Raw genomic sequence first — 25,613 nt, forward strand, 5'->3', positions numbered from 1 at the left:
TGGTCATGGGTGTGTCTCCTTCCGGCCTTCGAGGAGGTCGGCCAGCTCTTCGGGCCGGCTGAGGGCCACGCAGTGGCCGCCGGCGATCTCGTCGGGCACGATGCCGAGGCGGTCGGCCACCAGCCGCCGGAAGAAGTCCGGCGGGAAGAAGCGATCGTCACGGCACAGCACGAACCTGGTCGGCACGTCCGGCCACGTCTCCAGCGGCCACGGAGCGGCCATCGAGGCCTGCGACGGGTGCGCCCGCTCCCTGCTCATCGCCTCCGTGGCCAGCTCACGCGGCACGTCGTGGTAGAAGCTGACGTACGGGTCCGGGTCGCCGGTCAGGCCGCCGTCCCGCGCGGCCTGCTCGCGTACCGCGCCGCTGTATCCGGTGGCGGACCACCAGGCGTCCGGTGACTCGCCCGGGGCCGGGATCATGCCGGCGACCAGGATCAACGCGTCGGCGGCGAGCCGCTCGGCGACCAGAGGTGCGGTGAAGGCTCCGTACGACTGGCCCACGACGACGACGCCCGCCCGGCCGCCGGATGCCTCGACGACCGCATCGGCGTAGTTGGTGAGGGTCGCCGACTCGTCGCCGGCCGGGAGGTCGGGGGCGACCACGTCATGGCCGCGGCGACGGAGCTCGGCGGCGACCAGGTGCCAGTACCAGCCGCCGTCTCCGGCGCCGTGGATCAGTGCGAAGGTGCTCATGTCGGGTTCCCTTTCGTCGAGATATGAGAGCGCAGCGTCGGACCGAGCGCCTGCTGGCCGGCGAAGAGCGCGATCCCGGTGATCACGCACGCCGCGCCGAGCGTGGTGCGTCCGGCATGGTCGAGAAGGAGGGTGCCGGCCAGCGGCCCGAACACGGCGCCGATGCTCCACGTGGTGGAGGCGACGCCCATGTACCTGCCGCGCAGGTCCGCCGGTGCGAGGCCGGCGAAGGTGGCGCCGAACATGACGGCGACGCCGATCTGGCCGAGGGTCCAGACGACGACCGATCCGGCGTAGCCGGCGCCACTGGAGACGACGGCGCCGAGGCCGCCGCCGAGGCCCACCAGCACCATCGAGACGGCCAGCACCGTGCTCTGGTCCCGGCCGGCGAGCAGCCGTACCGCGAGCGGCTGCAGGACGACGATGGCGATGCCGTTCAGCGCCAGCACCGCCCCGTACGTCGCCGGGCCGTGGCCGTCGGCCGACATGACGAGCGGCAGCGTCGCGAACGTCTGGAGGAACAGGGTGAAGTAGGCGACGTTGATCCCCATCATGGCGAGCATCGGCCGGTCGCGGAGGAGCACCGGCAGCAGCGCGCGCCGGTTCTGCGTCGACGTCGGCCGACGAGTCTCCGGCACGCGGCGCCAGACGATCAGCGCCGCGACGACCGAGGTGGTGGCGTTGATCCAGAACAGCAGGTCGTAGCCGCTCTGGGCCAGCGTCCCGGCCGTGACCGTGGCGACCGAGAAGCCGAGGTTGGCCGCCCAGAAGAGCAGTCCGAAAGCCCGGACCCGCTGCCGCGGCGGGAGGTCGGCCACCGCCGCGGACCCGGCCGGGCGGAACAGCTCCGTCGTCAGTCCGACGCCGACGGCCGCCGCCCAGATCGCCGGCATGGTGTCCGCCGAGCCGAGGGCGATGAGCGCGACGGCGGTCCCCAGGAACCCCACCAGCATGGTGTGGCGCCGGCCGATACGGTCGCCCAGCCAGCCGCCGAGGAGCTGGGACCCGATGTCGCCGACCCCCACCGCCGCGACCACGGCACCCGCGGTCGCGGGCGAGAGGTCCTGCTCCTGCGTCAGGTAGAGCACGAGGAACGAGCGCACGAGGCCGCCGGCCCGGCTCACGAGCTGAGTCGCCGCCAGTGCCCAGACCAGGTCCGGCAGGTCCAGACGCCGGCGGGACGGCCGGCGGGACGGCCGGCGGGACGGCCGGCGTCCGGCCGGCGGCGCCGCCAGGGTCGGTACGTCGTAGGTGGTCATGCCGACGACGCTAGGCGCGCAGGCGCATCGTGAAAAGCGATGGTTTCCGATCGAGTCGATCGCCGTTGGCTATGCTATGGCGTGTGGCTGACGTCGAGCTGCGGCACCTGAGGACCATGGCCGCCATCGCCGAGGAAGGAACCTTCGGCCGAGCGGCGGCCCGGCTCGGCTACACCCAGTCGTCGGTGAGCCAGCAGATCGCCGCGCTCGAGCGGGCCCTCGGCGGCGCCGTCTTCGACCGGCCCGGCGGCCCGAGGCCGGTCCGGATCACTCCCCTGGGCGAGGTGGTGCTGGCCCACGGCCACGAGCTGCTCACGAGGGCGGCGGCGCTGACCGACGCCGTCGAACGCTTCAGGGCGGGCAACGGCCGCATCGACATCGGCACCTTCCAGAGCGTGTCCAACCTGATCCTGCCGGCCGTCATCCGCCGGCTGCGCAGCGAGCACCCCGACTGCGACATCAGGCTCTCCGAGGTGGAACCGGAGCATCCGCAGCTCGGCGACCTCGACCTGCTGTTCCACGACGGCCGCATCGACGGCGACGTCCAGCACGTCAAGCTGCTCGACGAGCAGTACCTCCTGATCGCCCGCCCAGGCGACTTTCCCGACGGCCCGGCGCCGGTGAAGCTGCTCGACGACGCTCCGATGGTCGCCTGGCCTCCCACCTACCACCAGCGATGGCTGGAGCGGACGCTCGCCGGCAACGGCGCACGGCCACGGATCGTGTTCCGGACCGCCGGCCACGACACCATCCTGTCGATGGTGCGGGCGGGCATCGGCTCGGCCGTGCTGCCGTGGCTCGCCCTTCACTCGGCCGACGCCTGGTCCGACGACCGGCTCGCCATCCACCCGCTGCGGCCGTCACCCGCCCGCGAGCTGTACCTGCACTGGCCGGCCGGACGCACCCGATCACCACTCGCCGCCCGCGCCGTCGACATCGCCGTCGAAGCCGCCACCGAGCTGGCCGACGCGGCGGTGAAGCCGTCATGAAGCCGGGGTGAAGACGGGGCCGGACACAATCGCACCACGTCGACGAGAGGACCCCGCCGTGGCCACGAGCCGCACCCTCACCCGTCTCGCCTCAGCGCTGGTCCTGGCGGCCGCGCTGACCTCAGCCCCGGTCGCCGGCCACGCGGACACCGCGGCCGCGACCGACCACCGTCCACCGGTCGTGATCTTCGACTCGGACATGGACTTCGACGACGCGGCGACGCTGGCCTACCTCGCCCAGGAGGACCGGCTCGGCCGCATCGACCTCCAGGCCGTCACCGTGACGAACAACGGCAACGGCCTGCCCGGACGGGCGATCCGGCACGCCCGCTGCCTGGTGCAGCGGCTCGGGCTGGACGACGTCCGGGTGGCCGACGGATCGGACACGGCGCCCAACGCCTTCCCCGACGAACTGCGCCAGACCTTCGACCGGGTCTTCGAGGACGTCCTCGCCGGCTGCACCGCGAGCGAGGCGCCGTCCCGGATCCGCGCGTCCGAGCTGATCCGCCAGATCGTGGCCCGGGAGCCGTCGGCCCATGTGATCGCCACCGGCCCGCTGTCCAACGTCGCCGCGGCCCGGCTGGGACCGGACCGCGTCACGTCGATGGGCGGGGCTGTACGGGTGACCGGCAACCTGTGCTGTGGCACGCCTCCTGAGTTCGACGGGAGCCAGGAGTTCAACTACTGGATCGACCCACCCGCCTCCCGGGCGGCGCTGCGCAGCCTGGCCCGGCTGGTCCCGCTCGACGCCACCAACGACGTGCCGATCACGCCGCAGTTCGTCCAGGTGCTGGGCGCCGAAGGCCGGACGACCGCAGCCGAGATCGTGTTCGGGCTGGTCAGCCACCCCGAGGTCACGCCGCTGATCGAGCTCGGAATCATGTCCTGGTGGGACCCGCTGACCGCGATGAGCGTCATCCACCGCGGGATCGTCTCCTTCGAGACGGGGCGCCTCGACGTCGTCACCACCGGCCCGCAGGCGGGGCGCACCGTGCTCTCGCGCACCGGCCGGCCGGTCGTGTTCGCGACCGCGGCGAACGCCGTGGACTTCGAGCAACGCTTCCTGAACACGCTCAACGGCAACCTCTGACCTGCCAGGGGGCCGCCGGTAGTCTCGGGGCTGTGCCCGAGTCGGAGGTTTTCGTCCGTCTGCTGGGCGGCCCGGTCGAGGTGCTCCAGGGCACGGAGCGCGTCGCGTTGGCCCGCCGTCCGGCCGCGGTGCTGGCCGCGCTCGCGTTGCGGTTGAACGTGCCGGTGTCCTACGGCGTGATCGCGGAGTTGTTGTGGTCGCCCGACGAGTTGCCGGCCAGCCCGCGCCGGGCGATCCAGACCTACGCCTCCCGGCTGCGGGAGGTGATCGGGCGCGACGCGGTCGTCGCCCATGGGGACGGGTTGCGGCTGCAGCTGGACCCGGACCGGGTCGACCTGTACCGGTTCCGCCGCCTCGTCGACACCGACACCGACTCGCCACGCGAGGAACTCGACGCGTTGAGCCAGGCTCTCGATTTGTGGACCGGGGCCCCGCTGTCCGGGCTGGGGGTGGACCAGCTCGCCGAGGTCGAACGGCCGGCGCTGCTCGACGAGATCCTCAACGTCGCCGAACGGCGCAACGAGCTGCGGCTGCGCCTGGGCGACCTCGACGAGGCGTTCATCGCGTCGCTGCGCCGCCTCACCGCGGAGCATCCGTGGCGCGAACGCACCTGGTGCCACCTGATGCTGGCGCTGTATCGCACCGGCCGCCAAGGCGAGGCACTGTCCACGTTCACCGACCTGGTCGGTGTGCTGCGCGACGGCCTGGGCATCGACCCCGGCGCCGAGGCCACCCAGCTGCACCAGCGGATGCTCGCCACCGACCCCCACCTCCTCGAACCAGCGGCACCGGCCGCTCCCCCGGCGGCCACGGCCGAGCCGCCCGCGCAGCTCCCGGCCGGGTCGCCCGCGTTCGTCGGCCGCCGCCGCGAACTGGCCGAGCTGGCGGCGCTGCTGGACCGCCCCGCCGACCGGGTCCGCGTCGCCGTCGTGTCCGGACCCGCCGGCGTCGGCAAGACCACCACCGTGATCGAGGCCGCCCACCGGGCCCGCGCCCGCTTCCCCGACGGGCAGCTCTACCTCGCGGGCAGCAACGGCGGCACCGGCGTGCCGGCCCGCGACCTGCTCGGCACGTTCCTGCGCGACCTCGGCACCACGAGCGCGGACATCCCCGCCTCGCTGGCCGACCGCGCCGCCCTGTTCCGCTCGCTCTGCGCCAGGCGGCGGCTGCTGGTCGTCATCGACGACGCCCACTCCGCCGACCAGATCACCGACCTGCTGCCCGGCGCCGGCGACTGCGCGGTCCTGGTGACCACCCGCCGCCGCATCGCCGTCCCGGCCAACCTCACCCTCGACCTCGACACCATCACCACCGCCGAATCACACGAACTACTCGCCACCCTGGCCGGCGCCGCCCGACTGGCCGCCGAACCCGACGCCACCGCCGCCATCATCCACGCCTGCGCCGGCTCCCCGCTGGCGCTGCACATCATCGGCGGCCGCCTCGCCACCCGCCCGGCCTGGCCGCTCGCGCACCTGCGTGACCGGCTCACCGGACCCGGCCGGCTGGCCGAACTGCGCCTGGACGGCCACTCCGTCCAAGCCGTCCTCGACGCCACCACCAGCACCCTCGACCCCACCGACGCCACCCGCTTCCACACCCTCGGCACCCTCCCGGCCGACCTCGTCGACGTCGAAACCGCCGCCGCGCTGTGGGAGATCGGCCGCCCCGACGCCCGCGACCTGCTCGAACACCTCAGCGACGTCCGCCTACTCGAACCGGGCGTGCCCGGGTGCTACCGGTGGCACGGCCTCATCGGGAACTACCTGCGCGACCGCCCGGGGCACGGCGACCACGCCGGCCTGCGGCGGATGCTGCGCCAAGCGATCGCCTCGATCACCAACGCCCGCGGCCGGCTCCGCCCCGGCGACCGCCCACACCAGCCGATCGTCGCCGCCATCACCGCCGAGGCCGACGGCGTCGTCTTCGCCGAGCGCGGCGACGTGCACGCCTGGGTGCACCCCCGGTTGACGCTGCTCACCGGACTCGCCCGCGACGCGCTGACCTCTCCGGACGAGAACCAGGCAGTCGAGGCGGCCTCGCTGGCACCCAACCTCGACGTCCTCCTCACCGAGTGCTGCGGCAGGCACGACAACGTCGAGGAGCTCCTCCGTGCCGTCACCGTCATGCCCCTGCCGCCGGCCGCCGACCGCTTCGTCGCCGCGTCGTGGCAGAACCTCGCTACCATGCTAGCCAGTCGTGGCCAGTTCACGGAGGCACGCGCGGCTGCCGAGCGGGCGATCGCACTCTGGCGGCAGCAGGGCGACCAGTTCGGCGAGGCGGGCATGCTGAACAACCTCGCCGTCCTGCACGAACGGATGGGCGACTACGCCACGGCGGTCCAGGTCGCCCGCCGCTGCATCGCGGCCGTCGAGGCGCAGCCGGTCGCCCTGCGGCTCCGCTGCCAGCTCACCTTCGCCCAAGTCCTCGCCCGGCAAGGCGATCTCGACGAGGCGAGGGACGCGCTGGCGGCGGCGCGCGAGCTGCACGTGCCCGAACCCGGCTCCCTCGACGCACACACGCTCCGGATGGCCGAGACCTACATCCGGCTCGGAAGCGACCGACCGGCCGACGCGATCCACGCCGCCCAGAAGGCGGTCGCCGCGGCCCGCGAGATGGGCTCCGACCGGCGGATCGGGAAGTCGACCGTCCTGCTCGCCAGAGCCCGCCGACTGGCCGGCCAGGACAGCCAGGACACCGCCGCCGCAGCACTTCAGGTCCTGCTCGGCCTGCCCGACGTCCAGGCGACCTGCGAGGCGCTGATCGAGCTCGCCCACGCGCACCGCGCCCGCGGTGACCTCGACAGCGCCGACGCCTGCGTCGCGGAAGCGACCCGCCTCGCCGACCAGGCCGGACTCGGCCGCACCCACTGGGCCGACGGCCTGCTCGGGTGCCTCGAGCAGCGCCTGACCGGCAACGAGGTGGGGGAATCCCGCACGGAGTGATCGAGTTCAAGAAGCGCCGCCGGCTCTGACGAAGCAGGTGCCGTGCTCGCCGGGGAACAGGCCGGGCGCCAGGCCGATGGCGTAGTCCCTGATCAGGATGTCGACGTCGAGGTAGCCCTTGGCGCGGCACTCCTGGAAGTTCTCGTCCGCGACGGCGATGACGTTCCCGGCGGCGATCGGAGCGAGGCTCTGGTAGCGCTCGTCAGCGGCCGTCGTCGCGAGGTGTTCGCTCACCGGCGCGTAGTTGATGAAGAGGTCGGCGTCCGCGCCGGCGCCGAGGGCCGCCTCGTAGTCGTAGGGCTTGCCGTTGGGTTCGGTGTTGCCCTCGGCGAACGGGTTCTCCGCGCCCAACGCGGTCAGGAGCCGGCCGTTGACGGTGTCGGCGCCGTGCGCGTAGAAGAAGTCGCCGCAGAACTCCTCCCCGACGCAGACGTAGCCGACCTGCCGGCCCGCCGCCGCGCCGGCGAGCGTCACCCGCTTGACGACCTCGTTGAAGCGGCCGCGGATGACCTCGAACTCCATGTTGGCCGCCACTTCGGCGTTGTAGAACGCGCCGATCATCTTGATCCACTCGGCGGAGGCCAGCGCGTGCGGCTCGAGCCGGTTGGAGACGCTGACGCCGGGCAGGCCCGCGGCGCGGACGTTGGTGATGTCGTCGAAGCCCACGCCGAAGCCGGACATGAAGATGACGTCGTTCTCGAGGACGAGCAGCGCCTCGCGGTCGAGGTCGGTGTACTCGCCGATCGGGAGCGGGTCGCCGGCCTGCTCGATGACGCCCGCGTACCAGACGTCCTGTTCGCCGTTGCCGAGGAGCTGCCCGCTGAGTCCGGTGATCGACGTGTTCCGGCCCAGCCGGTCGACCATCGCGAGGGCGTTGAAGGAGGTCACCGAGGCGTTGTCGACGGGGACCTCGACGAACAGGGCGTCGGCGAGGTCGCCGTCGGCCTCCGGCTGCGGGGTGCCGCACTGGTACAGCACGTAGCGCAGGTCGTCGCCGCCGGCGTTCTCGCCGTCGGTGACGGTGATGACCTTGTACGAGCCGAAGTACTCGATGCTCCAGTGCTCGGACTGTTCGGCGCTGGTCTTGACCGGGAAGTAGTCCTGGTCCTCGTCGTACTCGGTGACGCAACCGCCGGACCCGGCCCGGGCGTCGTCGGACGCGCGGTCGTCGTCCCCGGTACAGCCGGCGACGACGGGGAGGACGGCGGCCAGGGACAGGACGGCGACTCGTCGTAGCGAGATCATCGCGTGGGTCTCCTACTTCTCGATGTCTGGGGGGATGAGCGGGCGGTCGAGGTCCTTCAGGCGGTCGACCAGGGCGGCGAAGCCCGAGCCGGTGCTGGTCGCGCCGCCGGGGCCGGTCAGCGTCCAGCCGACGGACGGGCCGCTCTCGACGGCGACCCGGTGCGGCGCCGACGGGGTCACGGTGAGGCCGGCCCGGGCGGCGGCCCGGCAGGCCCAGAGCACCGCGACGTCGTCACCGTCGACGCGGACGGGCAGGCCGCCGCGTTGTTCGTCGGTCACGAACGTCCCGGCCGCGTGGTCGAACCGGATGTCGTCGCCGGCGTAGGCGGAGGCGATGCTGCCGTCGGCGCCGAGGTCCTCCGGGGCGCCGGCCTGGAACCGGCCGCCCGGATGGACCAGCCAGATCTCGTCGGCGGTGCGCATCGCCAGCTCGAGGTCGTGCATGGACATGAGCACCGCCAGGCCGGTCTCGTCGGCCAGCCGGCGCAGCAGCACCATGAGCTCGACCCGCCGGGTCAGGTCGAGGAACGCCGTCGGCTCGTCGAGGACCAGGACGGCCGGCTCCTGCGCGAGTGCACGGGCGACCATGACCCGCTGCCGCTCGCCGTCGGACAGTTCGTCGACGTGGCGGTGGGCGAGGTCGGCGGCGCCCGCGGCGCCCAGCGCCCACTCGACCACCTCGAGGTCGTCCCGGCGCAGCGACCGCAGCCAGCCCGTCCGCGGCGTCCGTCCGATCGCCACCAGGTCGCGCGCCGTGAGCAGCCCCACATCGACCCGGTCGGTCAGCACGACGGCGAGCCGCTGGGCCCGTTCGCGCGCCGACAGCGCGGCCAGCTCGGTGCCGTCCAGCCGGACGGAGCCGCCCAGCGCCGGCTGGCTGCCGACGAGGGTGCGCAGCAGCGTCGACTTGCCGGCGCCGTTGGGGCCGAGCAGGCAGACCAGCCGCCCACGGCGCAGGCCCGCCGTCACCGCCGCGACCACCGGCGTCGAGCGCCGCCGGCCGGAGCGATACCCGGCGACCAGGCCCACGGCCTCGAGGACCACGTCGCCCGTCATGCCGGCACCTGCGCCGAGTCGCGCCGGCGCCGCAGCAGCACCCAGAGCACCACCGGCGCGCCGATGAACGCCGTCACCGAGTTCAGCGGCAGCGCGGTGTCGGTGAGCCCGTTCCCACCGGCGACGTACTCGGCGGCCAGCACGAGCACCGCGCCCATCAGCGCCGACGCCGGCAGCACCACCAGGTGGTTCGACGTCCGCAGCAGCGCTCTGACCAGGTGCGGAGCAGCGAGCCCGATGAAGCCGATGACGCCGCAGTAGGCCGTCGTCACCCCGGCCAGGACGGCGACGGCGACCAGCGAGGTCCGCTGGACCGCACGGACGGGGATGCCCATCGTCGCCGCGTACCGCTCACCGAGCAGCAGCACGTTGAGCGGCCGCGCCAACGCGAGCGACAGCAGCACCCCCGCGCCGCAGACCGGCGCCAGCACGGCGAGGTCGTCCCACGAGACGTCGCGCACCGTGCCACGGGTGAACCCGGCCAGGCTCTGCAGCCGCTCCGGCTCCGTGTAGTAGACGAGGACGTCGACGATGGCGCCGGCCAGGTAGCCGAACATGATGCCCACGATCAGGACCGTCACGGGACTGGCGACCCGTTGCGCCACCGCGAGCGCGAGGACGAGCACCAGGCCCGACCCGACGACGGCCGCTCCGGTCACGCCGAGCTGGCTCAGGACGCCGAGCTGGAAGAGCCAGCCGGTGCCGGTCGAGCCGAGGATGACGATCGCGGCGCCCAGCTCAGCCCCGGAGCTGACCCCGAGGACGAACGGGTCGGCCAGCGGGTTGCGGAACAGCGTCTGCATCTGCGCGCCGCCCACCGCCAGCGCGGCCCCGGCCAGCACCGCGGCGATCGCCTTCGGCGCCCGGGCGTCGAGGATCACCGTCTCGTACACGTCGCGGCTGGCCTCACCGCCGGCGAGCACCGAGGCGACGTCGCCGAGAGGGATGCGCACGGAACCCTGCCCCAGCAGCAGGAGCACACCCAGGACGAGCAGCACGACCAGCGCCGCCAGCACGGCGGCCGTACGAGGGGAACGGCGAGTGGAACGGCGGACCGGCCCGGCCGGCGGGGCGGCCGGTGCTCGGGACCGCACGGGAACCGTCATGGCATGGAGTCCTCTCCACGTCGACCTGACGGCGTGGACCTCGCGTGACGGGCCACACCGCGGGAACGCCCGGCGGCTCGGCGGCGCACACCGGGACGCCGGCGCGAGGGATCGCGCCGGCGGATCGCTCAGATCGACAGGACGGGAGGACCGCGCCAGGCCGGCCCGGACCGCGGGAAGACCCCTTGCGGGAGATTGGCGCGCTCGAGGGCCGGAACCGGCGGAGCGCCTGGCGGGGTGACCAGCAGCCGTACCAGCCGGCTCGCCCTGAGCACGCCGCAGAGCGCGACGAGCGACCAGACCAGCCGCTCGCCGTGTGCCAGGAGCACGCCGACGATCGCGGCGGCGACGGCGTGGGTGAGCATCATCGAGGCGCCCGGCGTGACCGTCGCGGTCACCGTGCCGCCGTGCTCGCCTCCAGCGCTGAGCAGATGGAACAGCACCTGTGACGTCCCCAGCACCGCGACGATGCCGCCGAGACCGCGCTGCCGGTCCGCCGCCGCCACGCACACCACAGCGAGCAGCGCCCCGGCGACCAGCAGACCCGGCGACAGATGAGGTGCGCCACCCCCGGCCACATGCGCCGTCAACGACAACAGCAGGCAGAACCCGGCCAGCACCCCGCCGCGCACGAAGCGCGGCAGACCACGTCCGGGAGGCGGCACGCGCGACATGCTACCGAAGCCCGATCTGCCCGCATCGGGACCGATCGACGACCTCACGGGTGAGGTGTCGCTCGAGGCTAGTCGAGGTCGTGAGGGCCGAGGCCGACGTCGACCCAGAAGCTGAGCTTGTCGTCGCCGTCGAGGTGGGAGCGATCGACGGCGAGCCATCCCGGGGCCATGGACCGTTCGCCCATGAACGACTCGTGGGCCCCGGGGATCGTGAGGAGCTCCGGGTATCGCGCCGGGTCGACGCGGACCAGCAGGTCGCCGTCGCGTCCGGCGGAGACCGCCATCCGGCCGTCGACCATGAACGCGACTCCCCCGAACATCGCGACCTCACGCACGTCGCGGCCGGACATGACGGCGCGAAGGCGCTCGGCGAGGTCGTCGCGTGCCGCGTGCTTCGATGGGCGGCTGGCGGTCATGATCAGGTCTCCAGATCGTGGCGGTGTACTATCGAATTTCTAGTAAGCACTAGATTTTATCAAGCGGGTGGCGTGTGAAGTCCTACGGTCAGTTGTGCGCGGTCGCCCGGGCCCTTGATGTCGTCGGGGACCGCTGGACCCTCTTGATCGTCCGCGAACTGCTCATCCGGCGGCGCGCCCGGTTCACCGAGTTGCAGAGCGGGCTGCCACGCATCGCACCGAACCTGCTGACCGGGCGCCTGCGCGACCTCGAAAGGCACGGCGTCGTGCTGCACGACACGGCGACGGGCGCCGGCGGCGTGTACCGGCTGACCGAGCGTGGACGTGCCCTCGAGGGCGTCGTGCGAGAGCTGCTGAAGTGGGGCGCGCCGACGGTGCCCTACGCTCCGGCGGACGCCGACTTCCAGATGCACTGGCTCAGCATGCCCGCGGCTCACCTGTTGCGAGACTCCCAGCCGGACAGCCCGCCGGTGACCGTCCGGTTCGGTGACCTCGCCGATGGGTTCGATGTCATCGCCGGCAGCGGGACGACCGACGTGCGACCGTGCGAGTTCGAGAAGCTCCCGGACGCCGTCGTCACCGGCCCGGGACACGCCCTGGTCGGCTTGATCCAGGGCGCGATCGCCCTGCGGTACGCCGCCGACGCCGGGGTCGTGGTCACCGGAAGCCGCAGCGCAGTGCAGCGGCTCCTCCCCGTCGCAACTGACTCCGCCCGGCTCACCTGAGCCGGGCGGAGTCGACGTGCGGCCGGACCGGCCACCCCTGCGGTCAGCCGGTGGCGGCGGCGCGCCTGGGCAGCACCCAGCCGGGGCGCGGGAAGTGGCAGGTGTACCCGTTGGGATACCTCTCCAGGTAGTCCTGGTGCTCGGGCTCGGCCTCCCAGAACGGACCGGCGGGCTCGACGGTCGTGACCGCCTTGCCGGGCCACAGACCCGAAGCGTCGACGTCGGCGATGGTGTCGCGGGCGACCTGCTCCTGCTCAGGGGTGAGCGGGAAGACGGCCGACCGGTAACTCGTCCCGATGTCGTTGCCCTGACGGTCGAGCGTCGACGGGTCGTGGATCTGGAAGAAGAACGCCAGGATGTCGCGATAGGTCGTCTTCGTGGGATCGAAGACGATCTCCACCGCCTCGGCGTGGCCGGGATGGTTGCGGTACGTCGCGTGGTCGTTCTCGCCGCCGGTGTAACCCACGCGTGTGTCCAGCACACCGGGCTGGCGGCGGATGAGGTCCTCCATGCCCCAGAAGCACCCACCGGCAAGAACAGCCGTCTCGGTGCCCGGGGTGCGCGTGATCTGCCCGGTGTGGTTGATCCCACTGGTCATGAGGCGTCCTCCTCCGTGCTGTCGTCGTGTAGCACGATCCTCCTCTTCAGGCGTCGCTGGCTGCGCCGCCACTCAGAAGAACACTCCCGGTGCGTGTTTTGGTCCCGGGCCGCGTCGAGATGTCGTCACGGACGAACGCGGATGATCGTCTTCCCCTTGACCCGCTCGGTGGGGTTGAAGGTGGCGACGGCGTCGTCGAGGGTCGCCACGGTGCCGATGTTCGTCCGCAGCCGCCCGTCCCGGACCCGCTGGGCGAGCTCACCCAGTTGGGCGCGATCGGCCTCGACGACGAAGTCGACCGCCAGGCCGTCGGCCGGCCGTGCCTCGGGCGGACCGGCGATGGTCACCAGCAGGCCCCCGGCTCGGACCAGGCGTGCGGACCGCTTCTGGACGTCGCCGCCGATGACGTCGAAGACCACATCGACGCCGCCGACGTCGTCCAGCGAGTCGTTGTCGAGGTCGACGAACTCCTGCGCGCCGAAGTCGAGCGCGGCCTGACGGTCCGCGTCACGTCCGGTGCCGATGACGTAGGCGCCGGCCTCGCGGGCGAGCTGCGTCACCATCGAGCCGACGCCACCGGCCGCGCCGTGTACGAGGAGGCTCTGCCCGACCTGGAAGCGGCCGTGCGAACAGCCCCTGCCACGCCGTCAGACCCGAGATCGGCAGGCTCGCACCCACCGTGAAGTCGACGTCACCCGGCAGCGGCGCGAGGTTGCGCGCCTCGATGGCCACGTACTCCGCCAGCGTGCCGTCGCGAGTCCAGTCCGTCAGCCCGAACACCCGCTGCCCGACCGTCAACCCTCGAGTGCCGTAGCCGAGCGCGCTGACCACGCCGGCCACCTCGTGCCCGGGAATCGACGGCGTCCGGTCACGACCGAGGCGATCGGTCCAGGTGCCGGGCCAGGTCAGCTCGCCGGGGGTGAATCCCGACGCATGAACCCGGACGAGGACGTCGTTCCCCGCCGCTTCCGGCTCCGGCCGCTCCACCAGCGTCATCCCGGCCGTTCCCGCGGCCTCGTCCGTCACCACGATCGCCTTCATGCGCCATCTCCTCGTTCCGGTCCTCGCTGCACAGCCGAACGCTTTCTGGACTATATAGTCCACTCTCCGGGGCGGATGTGTCCACTGGAGCTCGCGGTCCGATCGGCGGACCGACCGGCGCCGATCATCCACGCCAGTAGCGTTGCCTTCGTGACCAGGTCGGAAAGTGCCGCACAGGAGTCGCGGCTGACCCCCCGCGGCGCGGCGACGAGGCGGCGCATCATCGACGCCGCGGCCGAGCTCATGTACGTGAAGGGCGTCAATTCGACCACTCTGGACGAGGTCCGCGCCGCGAGTGGCACGAGCAAGTCCCAGCTCTACAACCACTTCGCCGACAAGGAGCAGCTGGTCCGCGCCGTGGTCCTGCTCCGCGCGGAACAGGTCCTGCAGCGCGAGCAGGCCGCGCTGGAGCGGATCAGATCGTTCAACGGCCTGGTGCGGTGGAGGGACGCGCTCGTCCAGCGCAACGCTCTGCAGAAGGGCGCGTACGGCTGCGTCCTCGGCTCGATGGCCGGAGAGGTCTCCGACCAGGACGAGGTCGCCCGCGTGGCCCTGGCGCAGACCTTCGCCGAGTGGGAGAAACTCATCGAAGCCGGCCTGCGTCGCATGCAGGACGCCCGGATACTCGCGGCTGACGCCGACCCTCGCAGGCTCGCGACCGGGCTGATGGCAGCGCTGCAAGGGGGCTACCTGCTGGCCCAGGCCGCTCATGATGTCGAGCCCATGGAGATCGCGCTCGACATGGCGCTCGACCATGTCAGGATGTTCGTCGTGAACTGACCGCCAGGGGATGGTGGATGGAGATCAGGACCAAGCGCGTCTACGACGACCCGGAGCCGACCGACGGGTTCCGGGTCCTGGTCGACCGGTTGTGGCCGCGGGGGATGTCGAAGGAGCGGGCCGATCTCGGTCTGTGGGCACGAGACGTGGCCCCGAGTTCGGCGCTGCGTGACTGGTTCGCGCATCGCGCGGACCGGTTCGCCGAGTTCACCGCTCGTTACAGGGCAGAACTCGACGAGAACCCGGCGGTCGGGGAGCTTCTCGCGACCATGCGTCCGCACGCCACGGTGACCCTGCTGTACGGCGCCCGTGATCGCCGCCTCAACCAGGCCGCGGTACTGGCCGACTATCTTCGCGAGAGGTCCGCCGGGACCTAGGTCGCGGCCGGCGACGGGACGGCGGGCAGCGGCCGGACGGCGGGCCCGGCCAGCACCCGGCCGTCGGTGCCGAACCGGGACGCGTGGCAGGGGCAGTCCCACGTCTTCTCGGCGTCGTTGAACACGACCAGGCAGCCCAGGTGGGTGCAGCGGGCCGACAGGCAGCGAAGCGTGCCGTCGTCGTCGCGGTAGGCGGCGATCGCACGGACGCCGTCCCGTACGACCCGGCCGTTGCCCGGCCGGAGGGAGTCGACGCCGCCCCGGCCGGCCAGCGCACCGGCCCGGTCGCCGAGGAACCGGGCCGCGACATACGCGTTGGCCCTGACGAACTCCGCCGCCGACTGCCGGACGGTCACCCGCTGCGGGTCGACGATCCCGGCCAGCGGGTTCTCCGCGTCGGTGATCAGGTCGCGCAGCAGCAGCGCCGCCAGCGTGCCGTTGGTCATCCCCCAATGCCCGAAGCCGGTGGCCACCCACACGTTCCGGGCGCGCGGGTGGAACCGGCCGACGTAGGGCAGCGAGTCGACGGTGGTGAGGTCGTGGGCGAGCCAGCGGTAGGCCGGCTCCGCGAGTCCGAGCCGCTCGCGCGCCCACGCCGCCAGCGCGTCGTAGTGGCGTGCGACGCTGGTCCGGGCGCCGACGCGGTGCGGCTCGCCGCCGACGATCAGCAGCGTGCGGCCGTCGCCAGCCGGGGCGGTGCGGACTGAGTGCCGGTCCTCGGTGCTGATGTACATGCTCTCCGGGGCGGTGCCGGGCTCGGCATAGCCGGCGACGACGAGGTCGCGGCGCGGCTCCAGCCGGGCGAAGTAGAGGCCGCGGTCGAAGATCGGGTAGTGCGTGGCGACCACGACGTGCCGGGCGCGGACCGAGCCGTCAGTGGTCTCGACGACGCATGGGTCGCCCTCGGTCAGCCCGAGCGCCCGGGTGCCGGTGACGACGGTGCCGCCGTCACCGGGGATGCGGGTCGCCAGCTCCAGCAGCCACCGCCGCGGGTGGAACTGCGCCTGGCCGGTGAACCGCACCGCGCCGGCCACGCCGAACGGCAGGCCCGTCTGCGTGGTGAAGGTCGCCGGCAGCCCGGCGGCCGCCGCGGCGTCGGCCTCGCGACGCAGCCCTTCCACCGACGCGAGCTGTTCGGCGAACGCGTACGAGTCGCGCCGCGACCAGTCGATCTCGGCGCCAAGAGCGGCCGCCTCGGTCTCGATCCAGTCCGCCGCCAGCTGCTGTCCGGCGCCGTAGGCACGCGCGGTGTCCGGGCCGAACCTGCGGGTCAGCGACGCGTAGATCGAGCCGTGCTGACTGGTGACCTTCGCCGTCGTGTGCCCGGTGACGCCGGCCGCCAGCCGGTCGCCGGCCTCGATCAGCGTCACCGTCAGCCCGGCCTGCTTCAGCAGGTACGCCGTCGTGATGCCGGCGATCCCGGCGCCCAGCACGACCACGTCCGCGTCCACCGGCGGCGACGGCGCGAGCGGCGGGTCCCCGGTGCTGTCCAACCAGTACGACATGGGTGCACACGTACCCCGGTGCCCCGGCCTCCACTCGGGCCGGCGATCAGCGCGTCCTGACGCGGACTATCCCTCGCGGGGGACGTCGCCGCGCCAGGCACCGGACGACAGGCCACGGGCCTCGATGAACTCCTTGAAGTTCGCCATGTCGCGCGCGGCGGCCATCGAGACCAGGCCGGTCTTCGCGGCGGCCGTCTCCGCCATGCCCTCGGGCTCCATGTCCAGCTGCAGCGTCACCCGCGTGGTCTCGGGGTCGAGCTTGTGGAACGTGACGACGCCGGCTTGGTCGACGCCGGTGGTCGAGCGCCAGGCGATCCGCTCGTCGGGGTGCTGCTCGGTGATCTCGGCGTCGAACTCGCGCTCCACGCCGGCGATCTTCACCGTCCAGTGCAGGTGCCGGTCGTCGAGCTGGCGGACCGTCTCGACGTCGTCCATGAACTTCGGGAACTCCTCGAACTGTGTCCACTGGTTGTACGCGGTCGTGATCGGCACGTGCACGTCGACAGACTTGGTGGCGGTACTCATCGCTGCTCCTCATGGGGTTCGTCGGTTCGTCGGTCTCTCGCCCCGTACCCGGGCCCGGCGCCCGGTAACGACGCGTGAAGCGGCCCGGACCGGGTACGTCGGCGTCCGGCCTAGTCCGGCGTGACCTCGTCGCGCAGCTCGGCCTTCGACATCGACGAGGTGCCGTCGACGCCGAGGTTGCGCGCCTGCTGGGCCAGTTCGTCGCGGGTGGCGTCGCCGGGCCGGTCGCCGAGATGTTCGGCCCGCGCGGCGAGGAACGCCTCCCCCAGCTCGGCCCGCCGCTCCGCACTGAGCCGCTGCCGCATGCCCGGCAGGACGGTGTTCTCCTCCTCCTCGACGTGGTGGCCGACGGAGTCGACGAGCTCCCGCAGCACCGACTCGTACCCGGGGTCGTCCGCGTCCATCCCGGCGAGCCGCTCGAGGATCGCCTCGGCCTCCGCGTGCTCCTCCTGGCTGTGCGCCACCTCGTCGGTCTCACCGGCCTCGTCCCGCGCGACGGGGTACACCTCGGCCTCCTCGGCCCGGCTGTGCGCCACCAGCAGCGCCGTCACCTCCGTCACCGCCAGGTCCCGCCGCCCCGGGTCGGTGCGCAGCAGCTCGAAGAGCCGCTCGATCTCCCGGTGGTCCTTCTCGATCAGGTCGACCACGTCACGGCTGTCAGTCATCGCTGCCACCCCTTTCGGTTGCACTCTCGCGAACTGGCCGGGCCCATACCCCGGCCCACGTCGCCACATGCACCTGGCATGGAGCGTTCCGATGCCGGGTACGGAGGTCATCGAGGAACGAGCACGGGAGGTGCCATGCCCAGCAAGTCGGCGAACGTCGAGAACGAGAAGCAGTACGAAGCCCTGAAGGACAAGGGCATGTCGAAGGAACGGGCCGCGCGCATCGCCAACTCGCCCGGCGCGTCGAAGCGCGGCGGGAAGAAGAGCGGCTCCGGCGGCGACAGCTCGCAGGGCGGCACCACCGCGCAGAAGAAGAAGGCCGGCCGGAAGGGCGGCAAGGCGGCCCAGCGCAAGAGCTGAGCCGGAGGGCAACGAGTTCTGCGTCCTGCACCGCCGCCGGTCGTCCTGACCGGGCTCGCTCAGTCGCCCAGGAGGGTGCCCAGGGGGACGTGCACCGGCTCGTTCACCGTTTCTCCTCCCGCTCGGATCGACCGGATCAAGGCGTGCAGACGGACCTCGACCAGGTCGCCGCCGGCCAGCGAGATGGTGATGACCCGGCCGTCACGGTTCCTTGGGCGGAAGTCCTGTCGTGATGACGTGTGACGCGACGTCGCGAAGTTTGATGTTGTTGTCGCGGGACAGTCGACGCAGCATGGCGAAGGCTTGATCGGCATCCAGACCGTGTCGTTCCATGAGCATGCCCTGGGCCAGCCCGATGAGGTGGCGGGCGTCGATGGCGTATCGCAGGCCGGCTTCCTCGCCGGCCGTCGAGACGGCGATCGAGGCATGCCGAGCAAATATCTCCGCCACCGCCACGTCGTCCTCATCGAACGCATGCGCCCGCGCTGCGTAGAGGTTGAGCGCGCCCAGGGTCCGGTCACCGCTGAAGAGCCGAACCGAGACCAGACTGCGCAGCCCGAGCTCTGCCGCGGCGGGGCCCCACCGCGGCCACCGTGGGTCGGCATCGATGTCATCGACCAGAACCGTGGCCCGGTGCTGCATCGCCCACAGCGCGGGCCCCTCGTTGTACTCGCCCTGCAGCTGGTCGACATTGCTCGCCCACGCGTCGGTCGTCGCAGCGCTCTCCAGCCGCCCTGGCCTGTGGGACAGGACCAGCCCGGCTCGGTCGCAGGCGACCGCATGACAGGCGTACTCGACCACGAGTTCGAGCGTGCGCTCGGAATCCGGCGCCTCGTGCAGATCGGCAGCGATCCGAGAGAAGTCCGCCGAGTCGAGTCCACCGCTCACCGTGCCACCCCACCTCGAGGGTCTCGCCGCTGCGGGTCCACCCGACCCAGCACGGTTCGATTCCAGCCCCAGCGGCCTGAGCGCAAGTATGCCCCACGATCACGGGATCCAACCGCCAGAGCACACTGGGTACGGGTCTGACCTCGACACCGGGAGGCAGTCGTGGAGAAGCCGGAACTACGCGTGACGTCGGTGACCGTCGGAGAGTTCGAGCGGCACTTCGCCCGCCCGGAGTGGCCGGCCGTCGCCGGCCACCAGACCGCGTCGCAACACCTCGACATCCACGTCGACGACCTGGCCGCGGCGGTGGAGTGGGCGGTGTCGTGCGGTGCGACCGTGGCGGACGTCCAGCCGCAGCAGCACATCCGCGTGCTCGTCGACCCGGACGGCCACCCGTTCTGCCTGTTCCTGTAGTCCTGCCCGCGGATGCGGACGTTCAGCGGCGGGACCTCATCGAGGGGATGCACTCTGACACGGATCAGGTCCGGCCGCGGCGCAGGGCCGCGAACCCGGCCACGGCGATCGCTGCGGACAGCAGCCAGCCGTACCGGTGGCCGTCCGTGCCGGCCACCGCCAACTCGCCGGAGGTGTCCAGATCGCGCTCGATCGCCGGCAGCGCCGGCACCGCCACTGTCACGCCGAGCACATTGACCAACTCGGCGAGACAGAGCACAGCGACAGCCAGCATGAGTGACCCGTACCCCGCGAGCGAATACCCGTCTCCGGACGGGGAACTCTCTCATCAGGGGCGGACCGGCGATCCTAGGTGGACGGCCACCCTCAGGCCTCGGTCGTCAAGATGGGTGCGGCCGGGGCCGACCGTTCGGCGGGCGGCGGTCCTGTGGCTCGGGCGAGCCACATGCGGGTGGTGGTGACATGGATGGCGACCGTCGGGCCGCGGCGGTTCGCCGCCTCGACGGTGATCGCCTGGCGCCGTTCAGGCGGGCCGGGCGAGGACGTTGACGGCGGCGCCGAACACGCGTGGCAAGGCAGCCGCGAGCGGGAGGAGGGCTCGCCGTCCGACGGTGGTCGAGGTCGCGCCGACCAGTGCGCGGGTCATCACCTCGTAGCGCCAGGTGAGCCGTCGCCACGCCGTCTCGTAGCGGGCAGGCGTGCCGGCGAGGATCGCCGCCACGGCGGCGTGGGCCTGAGCCATGCCCAGCGCCACGCCCTCACCGGTGAGGGCGTCGACGTAGCCGGCGGCGTCGCCGATCAGGAGCGTCCGCCCGGCAACCCGGTGGCGCGACCGCTGCCGGAGCGGACCGGCACCGCGCACCGCCATCAGCGGGCTGCCGTCGATGCGGTGCTCCAACGCTGGGAACGCGGCGAGGTGCTGGTCGAACGGCGCGCGGTCGCGGGTGAGCACAGCGATGCCGACGAGATCGGGCCCGACCGGCGTCACGTAGGCCTCGGCTGCCCGGGCCCAGTGCACCTCGACGTAGTCGGTCCAGGGTGCCAGCCGGACGTGCCGACGCAGCCCGAACCGGTGCGCGGTGGCGACCGGGCGGTCCAGCCCGAGCCGGCGGCGGATCGGTGAGTGCAGACCGTCGGCCGCCAGGAGGTAACGGGCGCGGATGCCGTCCACGTCGACGCCGTCGGCGTGTTGGGTGACGGTGCCGACCGCGGCCGGCACCACAGTGACGCAGGTGTCGTCGAGGGCCTCGCGCAGCGCGGCGTGCAGCGTGGTCCGACGGACACCGCGGCCTGGGCCGGCGCGGAAGTCCGCGACGACGGACCGAGAGCCGGACAGGTAGCGGATCCCGCGCAGCGGCTGTCCTTCCGGGTGCACGTCAAGGGCGGCGAGTGCGGCGACGGCGCCTGGCATGAGCCCCTCGCCGCACGCCTTGTCGATCGGCCCTGACCGCGGCTCGAACAGGACGACCTCGAGGCCGCTGCGCGCCGCGAGCAGCGCCGCCGTCAACCCGGCCGGACCGCCGCCGGCCACGATGACGTCGATCATGACGCCGGCCTCGGGGCCAGCTCCGCCAGAGCGGCGTTCTCCACAGAGAGGCGGACAGCGAGGAGGACGGCGTTGAGCGCGGTGAACACGACCGCGGTGATCCAGGCCGAGTGCACCAGCGGCAGTGCGAACCCCTCGACCACCACAGCGACGTAGTTGGGGTGGCGCAGCCACCGGTATGGCCCGTCGTGCACGAGAACAAGGCCGCGCACGACGATGACACGTGTGTTCCATTGCCGCCCGAGCGTAGCGATGCACCACCAGCGCAGGCCCTGGGCCACCACGACGAGCGCCAGCATCGTCCAGCCGAGCGCGGGCACGAACTCCGGGCGGCGGATCCACACCTCCGCGACGGCGCCGGCCAGCAGGGCCGTGTGCAGGACGACCATGACCGGGTAGTGCCCGCGGCCGTACTCGACGCCGCCACGGGCGAAGCTCCAGGCCGCGTTCCGCTTCGACACGACCAGCTCGGCCAGGCGTTCAAGACCGACCAGCCCCACCAGCACGGTGAACAGGATCTCGGACACGGCCATCACGCTCGCAGCAGGACGAGTTCGAGGCAGAAGCCCGGGCCCATGGCCAACAGGATCCCGTACGACCCCGGCCGTGGTGGTCGCAGCTCGAGGGTGTCGGCGAGGACGTGCAGCACCGATGCCGACGAGAGGTTGCCGATGCGGTCCAGCGAGTCCCACGTCAGCGACAGAGCATCGCGGTCGACACCGAGCGCGTCTTGCATGGCCTCCAGCACCTTCGGCCCGCCCGGATGGCACACCCACCAGTTGATGTCCTCGCGGCGCAGCTCGTGGCCGGACAGGAACCGGTCGACGTCGTCGCCGACCTGGCTGCGCACCAGCGCGGGCACGTCGGCGCTGAGCACGATGCGCAGGCCGGTCGCCCCAACGTCCCAGCCCATCGCCCGCTCGGTGTCCTCGTAGAGCCGGCTCCGGCTGTCCAGGACGGCGGGCGCGACCCGCCCGGCCGGCGGATCGAGCCCGGCGGCCCGCTCCGCTCCGACCATGACGACGGCGGCGGCACCATCGCCGAACAGGCCACTGGCGATGAGGTTGGCGATCGACGCGTCAGCCCGCTGCACCGTCAGCGAGCACAGCTCGACCGACAGCAGTACCGCGACATCGCCGGGGTGACCGAGCAGGTAGTCGTGCATCCGGGCGATCCCCGCGGCGCCGGCCACGCAGCCGAGGCCGATGATCGGCACCCTCTTCACGTCGGGGCGCAGCCCGATCCGGCCGGCGATGCGGGCGTCCAGCGATGGGACCGCGATGCCGGTGATGGTGGTCGAGATGATCTGGTCGACGTCACCCGGCGCCAGCCCGGCGGCGTCGAGCGCGTCGGTGACCGCCCGCGCGCCCAGTTCGACGGCGGCCTCGATGAACGCGTCATTGGTGGCGCCGAAGTCGTGCAAGGCGGCGTAGCGCTCCTTCGGCAGCGCGAGGTGCCGGGTGCTCACGCCGGCGTTGGCGTGGAAGCGTTCCAGCAGCGCGTGGTTGTACCGGCCGGCCGGGGCGATCAGGCCGGCGAACTCGGCAGTGAGGTCCGCCTGCGCGTACTTGTGGTCGGGCAAGGCGCCACGAACGGACAGAATGCTGGTCATAGTCAAGTTATAGGCAATTCCGCCGCCCCTAAACTACGGACGGTGGCAGGAAGAATGTCGGCGGCGGGCCTGGTACGGGCATGCCACCCGGAGCCGACGGCGGCGGTCACCGCGCTGAGCGGGCTGCTGGCCCTGCGACTCGGCCACGACGCCGCGACATCGGCCCTCGTCGTGGCCGCCGTGTTCACAGGTCAGCTCACCATCGGCTGGTCCAACGACCTGGTCGACGCCGGCCGGGACCGCGCCGTGGGCCGCACGGACAAGCCGCTGGCCACCGGCCGTGTCTCGGCCCGGACAGTGCGCGTCGCGCTGACCGTCGCGGCCGTCACCTGCGTGGCCCTGTCGCTGGCCCTGGGCTCGGCCGCGGGGGTGCTGCACCTGGTCCTCGTCGGTTGCGGGGTCGGCTACAACCTGACGCTGAAGCGGACGGTGTTCTCGTGGCTGCCGTACGCGGTCGCGTTCGGGCTGCTGCCCGCGGTGGTGAGCCTCGCCCTCGACCCGCCGGAGTGGCCGCCCGGCTGGATGATCGCGGCCGGCGCCCTGCTCGGGGTAGGCGCTCACCTGGTCAACGTGCTGCCGGATCTCGACGACGACGCCGCTACCGGTGTGCGAGGGCTGCCGCACCGGCTCGGTCCCGGGCGCGCCCGAGTGGCCGCGGTGGTCGTGCTCGCCGTCGCGTCGGTGCTCGTGGCGCTGGGGCCGGGCCGGCCACCGGCGTGGGCCTGGGCCGGGCTGGTCGTCGTCGGGGGCCTCGTCGTGTCGGCACTGCGCGGCCGCGGTGCGACACCGTTCCGCGCCGCAATGGCCATCGCCCTTGTCGACGTCGTGCTGCTGGTGCTGCGCAGCTGAGTATGGGCATCTGTGGGTAGTGAGTTCGCATGGATGACCCCTGGGACCTCGTCATCGTGGGAGCCGGCCCGGCCGGAGCAGCGGCGGCGCTCGGCGCGCTGACGGCTGCCCCTGAGCTGCGGGTGCTGCTGCTCGACCGGGCCGCCTTCCCACGCGACAAGGCGTGCGGCGACGGCGTCGCACCGGACGTGACGGACATGCTGGCCGCACTCGGAGTGCCGGGTCTGCTGGACGACTGGGCACCGGTGCAGCGGCTGGAGCTCTCACACGGCAGCCGTCGCGTATCGCGCCCGATGCGGCGGCCCGTCCGGGTCGTTCCACGGACGGTCCTCGACCACCGGCTGCAAGCGGCCGCCGTCGCCGCCGGGGCGCGGTTCGAGCGGCGCCGGGTGCGCACCGTCCAGCCTCTCCGCCGCGGCGTGATCGTCGACGACGATCTCACGGGACTCGTGGTGATCGGCGCGGACGGCGCCTACTCCGCCGTCCGCCAGGCCGCGGGCGTCCCCGCCGTCCGGCGCCGGGCCATCGCGCTGCGCGGCTACGTCGCGACGCCACCACGGTGGTCGGGCCGGCAGGTCATCGCCTTCGACCATGAACACCCGCAGGCCTACGCCTGGTGCTTCGACCGCGGCGACGGGCTGGCCAACGTCGGCTACGGCGCCTTCGGCACCGCCGGACTCACGCGGGCCGCGCTGCTGCGGCGCCTGGGCGAACTGCTGCCCGGCGCGGACGACGGAACGGACTGGCGCGGCCACCACCTGCCCCTGTCGTCCTGGCGCTGGTCCCAGCCCGACGGCCACCTCCTGCTGGCCGGCGACGCCGCCGGCCTGATCAACCCCATGACCGGCGAAGGCCTCCACTACGCCGTTGCGACGGGCGCCCTGGCCGGGCGGGCCGCCGCGGCTGCCATCACGGCCGGGCGCCCCGATACCGCGGGCGCGCGGCACCGGAGCGCCGTACGCGCCCTCCTCGGCCGCCACCTGCGGCACACTGCCACGGCGGCTCGCCTCTCCGCGGTGCCGGCAGTACTGACCGCCGGAATCGCGGCGGCGAACCGGGACCAGGGCGTGTTCGACGAGCTCGTCGAGCTCGGCCTGGGCCAAGGACGGCTGACCCGGCGAGTGGTGACCGGCCTCGCCCGGGCGCTCGTCGTGCGCTGAACGGCCGAGGCCGGAAGCGCGCGGGCGCCGGTGGGTCACCGAGCGGTGGTGAATGCGGAACCGCGATCGCGGGTACTGCCGGAGTCATGAGGTCGTCGTGAAGGCCGTCGTGCTGAACTGCACGCTCAAGCTGTCGCCGCAGCCGTCGAACACCGGCGCGCTGGCCGAGTCACCGCTGCCGGCGCCGTGATGTCGTGTTCGACGGATTCGCAGACGAGCGGGTCGAGCTCGGCCCAGTGGTGCTTCGCGTCCGGCATGCCGGCACCGGCCCGCCGGTGCTGCTCGTCCACGGGCATCCACGAACCGGGTCCACCTGGCACCGGGTCGCGCCGCTTCTCGTAGCGGCCGGCCTGACGGTCGTCTGCCCCGACATGCGCGGCTACGGCGCCTCCTCCAAGCCGCAACTCCGGCCGGACCATGCGCAACAGTCCAAGCGGGCGGTCGCGCAGGACCTGGTCGCACTGATGCGGATGCTGGGTCATGACCACTTCGCCGCCGTCGGGCACGACCGGGGCTGCTACGTGGCGTTGCGGCTCGCACTCGACCACCCCGCGAGCGTGAACCGGCTCGTCGTCCTCGATGGCGTGCCGTTGAGCGAGGCGCTCGACCGCTGCGACGCCCGCTTCGCCCAAGCCTGGTTCCACTGGTTCTTCTACGCCCAACCCGACATCCCCGAGCGGGTGATCAACACCGACCCGCTGGCCTGGTACGGCGGCGACCCGGCGCGGATGGGCGAAGAGAACTTCGCTGAGTACCGTGCCGCCATCGAGAACCCGGCCACGGTGCAGGCCATGCTGGAGGACTACCGCGCCGGACTGGGCATCGATCGCGAACACGAGTCCGCCGCACGCGACTCGAGCCAGCGCATCGCGTGCCCGACCCTGGCGCTGTGGTCCAGCCGAGATGACATGGAGTACCTCTACGGCGACCCGTTGAGGATCTGGTCGGCCTGGGCGCCGGATCTGCGCGGACACGCCATCGACTCCGGCCACCACATGGCCGAGGACAACCCCGAGGCACTCGCCGCTGCCCTCATCGACTTCCTTCGGCCGCGCGCCGTTTGACAAACCGCTCACGTCCCCGCCCGGTCAGCGG

General features: G+C 72.5%; 27 protein-coding genes and 1 pseudogene. 11 read left to right on the forward strand and 17 right to left on the reverse strand.

What is annotated here, in order from left to right; all coding sequences use genetic code 11:
• Nucleotides 1–3: 3 nt before the first annotated feature.
• A complete protein-coding gene (locus BLV05_RS28240; RefSeq protein ID WP_046769677.1) occupies nucleotides 4–693 on the reverse strand; it encodes an alpha/beta fold hydrolase in 690 nt (229 codons plus the stop codon).
• A complete protein-coding gene (locus BLV05_RS28245; protein WP_082155352.1) occupies nucleotides 690–1,952 on the reverse strand; it encodes an MFS transporter in 1,263 nt (420 codons plus the stop codon). The genes BLV05_RS28240 and BLV05_RS28245 overlap by 4 nt, the downstream gene beginning before the upstream one ends.
• Before the next feature lie 83 nt (nucleotides 1,953–2,035).
• Between BLV05_RS28245 and BLV05_RS28250 the strand changes: the two genes are divergently transcribed.
• The 3 genes from BLV05_RS28250 to BLV05_RS28260 are packed head-to-tail and all read left to right on the forward strand — an operon-like array spanning nucleotide 2,036 to nucleotide 6,976.
• On the forward strand, nucleotides 2,036–2,941 hold the full coding sequence (locus tag BLV05_RS28250; RefSeq protein WP_046769678.1) for a LysR family transcriptional regulator: 906 nt from the start codon (nucleotides 2,036–2,038) through the stop codon (nucleotides 2,939–2,941).
• 58 nt (nucleotides 2,942–2,999) lie between these two features.
• Nucleotides 3,000–4,031 carry a nucleoside hydrolase gene (locus tag BLV05_RS28255; RefSeq protein ID WP_046769679.1) on the forward strand — a complete coding sequence of 344 codons (1,032 nt, stop codon included), beginning with the start codon at nucleotides 3,000–3,002 and terminating at the stop codon, nucleotides 4,029–4,031.
• A gap of 32 nt (nucleotides 4,032–4,063) precedes the next feature.
• Nucleotides 4,064–6,976, forward strand: coding sequence for an AfsR/SARP family transcriptional regulator (locus BLV05_RS28260; protein WP_172860713.1), 2,913 nt, complete (start codon nucleotides 4,064–4,066; stop codon nucleotides 6,974–6,976).
• A 6-nt stretch (nucleotides 6,977–6,982) separates the two neighbouring features.
• Here BLV05_RS28260 and BLV05_RS28265 read toward each other — a convergent pair whose 3' ends face one another.
• The 5 genes from BLV05_RS28265 to BLV05_RS28285 form a co-directional block, all read right to left on the reverse strand.
• Nucleotides 6,983–8,221, reverse strand: coding sequence for an ABC transporter substrate-binding protein (locus BLV05_RS28265; RefSeq protein ID WP_046770805.1), 1,239 nt, complete (start codon nucleotides 8,219–8,221; stop codon nucleotides 6,983–6,985).
• Between the two features lie 12 nt (nucleotides 8,222–8,233).
• Nucleotides 8,234–9,277, reverse strand: a complete 1,044-nt coding sequence (locus tag BLV05_RS28270) for an ABC transporter ATP-binding protein (protein ID WP_046770804.1) — start codon at nucleotides 9,275–9,277, stop codon at nucleotides 8,234–8,236.
• Nucleotides 9,274–10,383 carry a FecCD family ABC transporter permease gene (locus BLV05_RS28275; RefSeq protein ID WP_046770803.1) on the reverse strand — a complete coding sequence of 370 codons (1,110 nt, stop codon included), beginning with the start codon at nucleotides 10,381–10,383 and terminating at the stop codon, nucleotides 9,274–9,276. Before BLV05_RS28275 ends, BLV05_RS28270 begins: the two co-directional genes overlap by 4 nt.
• Before the next feature lie 128 nt (nucleotides 10,384–10,511).
• Entirely contained in the window at nucleotides 10,512–11,048 is a 537-nt protein-coding gene (locus tag BLV05_RS28280; protein WP_152690915.1) for a hypothetical protein, read from the reverse strand.
• Nucleotides 11,049–11,125: 77 nt separating this feature from the next.
• Complete coding sequence (locus BLV05_RS28285) at nucleotides 11,126–11,473, reverse strand: TfoX/Sxy family protein (RefSeq protein WP_046770802.1); 348 nt, start codon at nucleotides 11,471–11,473, stop codon at nucleotides 11,126–11,128.
• A gap of 74 nt (nucleotides 11,474–11,547) precedes the next feature.
• Here BLV05_RS28285 and BLV05_RS28290 point away from each other — a divergent pair, with 74 nt between their 5' ends.
• On the forward strand, nucleotides 11,548–12,198 hold the full coding sequence (locus BLV05_RS28290; RefSeq protein WP_046770801.1) for a winged helix-turn-helix transcriptional regulator: 651 nt from the start codon (nucleotides 11,548–11,550) through the stop codon (nucleotides 12,196–12,198).
• 43 nt (nucleotides 12,199–12,241) lie between these two features.
• Here BLV05_RS28290 and msrA read toward each other — a convergent pair whose 3' ends face one another.
• A complete protein-coding gene (gene msrA / locus BLV05_RS28295; RefSeq protein ID WP_046770800.1) occupies nucleotides 12,242–12,796 on the reverse strand; it encodes a peptide-methionine (S)-S-oxide reductase MsrA in 555 nt (184 codons plus the stop codon).
• Nucleotides 12,797–12,921: 125 nt separating this feature from the next.
• A pseudogene (locus BLV05_RS38815) lies at nucleotides 12,922–13,837 on the reverse strand (NADP-dependent oxidoreductase).
• 150 nt (nucleotides 13,838–13,987) lie between these two features.
• Between BLV05_RS38815 and BLV05_RS28305 the strand changes: the two are divergent.
• Nucleotides 13,988–14,617, forward strand: coding sequence for a TetR/AcrR family transcriptional regulator (locus BLV05_RS28305; RefSeq protein WP_046770833.1), 630 nt, complete (start codon nucleotides 13,988–13,990; stop codon nucleotides 14,615–14,617).
• 17 nt (nucleotides 14,618–14,634) lie between these two features.
• Nucleotides 14,635–14,994, forward strand: a complete 360-nt coding sequence (locus tag BLV05_RS28310; RefSeq protein WP_046770799.1) for a DUF488 domain-containing protein — start codon at nucleotides 14,635–14,637, stop codon at nucleotides 14,992–14,994.
• Here BLV05_RS28310 and BLV05_RS28315 read toward each other — a convergent pair.
• The 3 genes from BLV05_RS28315 to BLV05_RS28325 all read right to left on the reverse strand — a co-directional run bounded on the left by BLV05_RS28315 (nucleotide 14,991) and on the right by BLV05_RS28325 (nucleotide 17,689).
• Nucleotides 14,991–16,499, reverse strand: coding sequence for an FAD-dependent oxidoreductase (locus tag BLV05_RS28315; RefSeq protein ID WP_046770798.1), 1,509 nt, complete (start codon nucleotides 16,497–16,499; stop codon nucleotides 14,991–14,993). The genes BLV05_RS28310 and BLV05_RS28315 overlap by 4 nt on opposite strands.
• Nucleotides 16,500–16,565: 66 nt before the next feature.
• Nucleotides 16,566–17,024 (reverse strand): SRPBCC family protein, encoded by a 459-nt coding sequence (locus BLV05_RS28320; RefSeq protein WP_046770797.1) that lies wholly within the window; start codon nucleotides 17,022–17,024, stop codon nucleotides 16,566–16,568.
• Nucleotides 17,025–17,134: 110 nt separating this feature from the next.
• Nucleotides 17,135–17,689, reverse strand: a complete 555-nt coding sequence (locus tag BLV05_RS28325) for a hemerythrin domain-containing protein (RefSeq protein WP_046770796.1) — start codon at nucleotides 17,687–17,689, stop codon at nucleotides 17,135–17,137.
• Between the two features lie 135 nt (nucleotides 17,690–17,824).
• Here BLV05_RS28325 and BLV05_RS28330 point away from each other — a divergent pair, with 135 nt between their 5' ends.
• Complete coding sequence (locus BLV05_RS28330) at nucleotides 17,825–18,049, forward strand: DUF7218 family protein (protein ID WP_046770795.1); 225 nt, start codon at nucleotides 17,825–17,827, stop codon at nucleotides 18,047–18,049.
• A gap of 201 nt (nucleotides 18,050–18,250) precedes the next feature.
• Here the strand turns inward: BLV05_RS28330 and BLV05_RS28335 are convergent, their stop codons facing one another.
• Nucleotides 18,251–18,937 carry a GAF and ANTAR domain-containing protein gene (locus tag BLV05_RS28335; RefSeq protein ID WP_046770794.1) on the reverse strand — a complete coding sequence of 229 codons (687 nt, stop codon included), beginning with the start codon at nucleotides 18,935–18,937 and terminating at the stop codon, nucleotides 18,251–18,253.
• Nucleotides 18,938–19,099: 162 nt separating this feature from the next.
• Between BLV05_RS28335 and BLV05_RS28340 the strand changes: the two genes are divergently transcribed.
• Complete coding sequence (locus BLV05_RS28340) at nucleotides 19,100–19,351, forward strand: VOC family protein (protein WP_082155543.1); 252 nt, start codon at nucleotides 19,100–19,102, stop codon at nucleotides 19,349–19,351.
• Between the two features lie 64 nt (nucleotides 19,352–19,415).
• Here the strand turns inward: BLV05_RS28340 and BLV05_RS36175 are convergent, their stop codons facing one another.
• The 4 genes from BLV05_RS36175 to BLV05_RS28355 all read right to left on the reverse strand — a co-directional run bounded on the left by BLV05_RS36175 (nucleotide 19,416) and on the right by BLV05_RS28355 (nucleotide 22,509).
• Nucleotides 19,416–19,625, reverse strand: a complete 210-nt coding sequence (locus tag BLV05_RS36175) for a hypothetical protein (RefSeq protein WP_152690914.1) — start codon at nucleotides 19,623–19,625, stop codon at nucleotides 19,416–19,418.
• A gap of 249 nt (nucleotides 19,626–19,874) precedes the next feature.
• Nucleotides 19,875–20,897, reverse strand: a complete 1,023-nt coding sequence (locus tag BLV05_RS28345) for an NAD(P)/FAD-dependent oxidoreductase (protein WP_046770793.1) — start codon at nucleotides 20,895–20,897, stop codon at nucleotides 19,875–19,877.
• Nucleotides 20,894–21,424 carry an isoprenylcysteine carboxyl methyltransferase family protein gene (locus BLV05_RS28350; RefSeq protein ID WP_231948630.1) on the reverse strand — a complete coding sequence of 177 codons (531 nt, stop codon included), beginning with the start codon at nucleotides 21,422–21,424 and terminating at the stop codon, nucleotides 20,894–20,896. Before BLV05_RS28350 ends, BLV05_RS28345 begins: the two co-directional genes overlap by 4 nt.
• Nucleotides 21,425–21,429: 5 nt before the next feature.
• On the reverse strand, nucleotides 21,430–22,509 hold the full coding sequence (locus tag BLV05_RS28355) for a type III polyketide synthase (protein ID WP_046770792.1): 1,080 nt from the start codon (nucleotides 22,507–22,509) through the stop codon (nucleotides 21,430–21,432).
• A gap of 42 nt (nucleotides 22,510–22,551) precedes the next feature.
• Between BLV05_RS28355 and BLV05_RS28360 the strand changes: the two genes are divergently transcribed.
• The 3 genes from BLV05_RS28360 (at nucleotide 22,552) to BLV05_RS28370 (ending at nucleotide 25,582) form a co-directional block, all read left to right on the forward strand.
• Nucleotides 22,552–23,358, forward strand: coding sequence for a UbiA family prenyltransferase (locus BLV05_RS28360; protein WP_197683371.1), 807 nt, complete (start codon nucleotides 22,552–22,554; stop codon nucleotides 23,356–23,358).
• Nucleotides 23,359–23,387: 29 nt separating this feature from the next.
• Complete coding sequence (locus BLV05_RS28365) at nucleotides 23,388–24,518, forward strand: NAD(P)/FAD-dependent oxidoreductase (protein WP_046770790.1); 1,131 nt, start codon at nucleotides 23,388–23,390, stop codon at nucleotides 24,516–24,518.
• 194 nt (nucleotides 24,519–24,712) lie between these two features.
• Nucleotides 24,713–25,582, forward strand: coding sequence for an alpha/beta fold hydrolase (locus tag BLV05_RS28370; RefSeq protein WP_046770789.1), 870 nt, complete (start codon nucleotides 24,713–24,715; stop codon nucleotides 25,580–25,582).
• Nucleotides 25,583–25,613: the final 31 nt, after the last annotated feature.

This window comes from Jiangella alkaliphila (genome assembly GCF_900105925.1).
GTDB lineage: Bacteria > Actinomycetota > Actinomycetes > Jiangellales > Jiangellaceae > Jiangella > Jiangella alkaliphila.

Bases quoted from the DNA above. Each gene is read 5' to 3' on its own strand.
- BLV05_RS28310 (WP_046770799.1), top strand. From the start codon at position 14,635: ATGGAGATCAGGACCAAGCGCGTCTACGACGACCCGGAGCCGACCGAC.
- BLV05_RS28355 (WP_046770792.1), bottom strand. From the start codon at position 22,509: ATGACCAGCATTCTGTCCGTTCGTGGCGCCTTGCCCGACCACAAGTAC.
- BLV05_RS28270 (WP_046770804.1), bottom strand. From the start codon at position 9,277: ATGACGGGCGACGTGGTCCTCGAGGCCGTGGGCCTGGTCGCCGGGTAT.
- BLV05_RS28325 (WP_046770796.1), bottom strand. From the start codon at position 17,689: ATGACTGACAGCCGTGACGTGGTCGACCTGATCGAGAAGGACCACCGG.
- BLV05_RS28345 (WP_046770793.1), bottom strand. From the start codon at position 20,897: ATGATCGACGTCATCGTGGCCGGCGGCGGTCCGGCCGGGTTGACGGCG.
- BLV05_RS28275 (WP_046770803.1), bottom strand. From the start codon at position 10,383: ATGACGGTTCCCGTGCGGTCCCGAGCACCGGCCGCCCCGCCGGCCGGG.
- BLV05_RS28245 (WP_082155352.1), bottom strand. From the start codon at position 1,952: ATGACCACCTACGACGTACCGACCCTGGCGGCGCCGCCGGCCGGACGC.
- BLV05_RS28315 (WP_046770798.1), bottom strand. From the start codon at position 16,499: ATGTCGTACTGGTTGGACAGCACCGGGGACCCGCCGCTCGCGCCGTCG.
- BLV05_RS28265 (WP_046770805.1), bottom strand. From the start codon at position 8,221: ATGATCTCGCTACGACGAGTCGCCGTCCTGTCCCTGGCCGCCGTCCTC.
- BLV05_RS28320 (WP_046770797.1), bottom strand. From the start codon at position 17,024: ATGAGTACCGCCACCAAGTCTGTCGACGTGCACGTGCCGATCACGACC.
- BLV05_RS28330 (WP_046770795.1), top strand. From the start codon at position 17,825: ATGCCCAGCAAGTCGGCGAACGTCGAGAACGAGAAGCAGTACGAAGCC.
- BLV05_RS28240 (WP_046769677.1), bottom strand. From the start codon at position 693: ATGAGCACCTTCGCACTGATCCACGGCGCCGGAGACGGCGGCTGGTAC.
- BLV05_RS36175 (WP_152690914.1), bottom strand. From the start codon at position 19,625: ATGCTGGCTGTCGCTGTGCTCTGTCTCGCCGAGTTGGTCAATGTGCTC.
- msrA (WP_046770800.1), bottom strand. From the start codon at position 12,796: ATGACCAGTGGGATCAACCACACCGGGCAGATCACGCGCACCCCGGGC.
- BLV05_RS28285 (WP_046770802.1), bottom strand. From the start codon at position 11,473: ATGACCGCCAGCCGCCCATCGAAGCACGCGGCACGCGACGACCTCGCC.
- BLV05_RS28365 (WP_046770790.1), top strand. From the start codon at position 23,388: ATGGATGACCCCTGGGACCTCGTCATCGTGGGAGCCGGCCCGGCCGGA.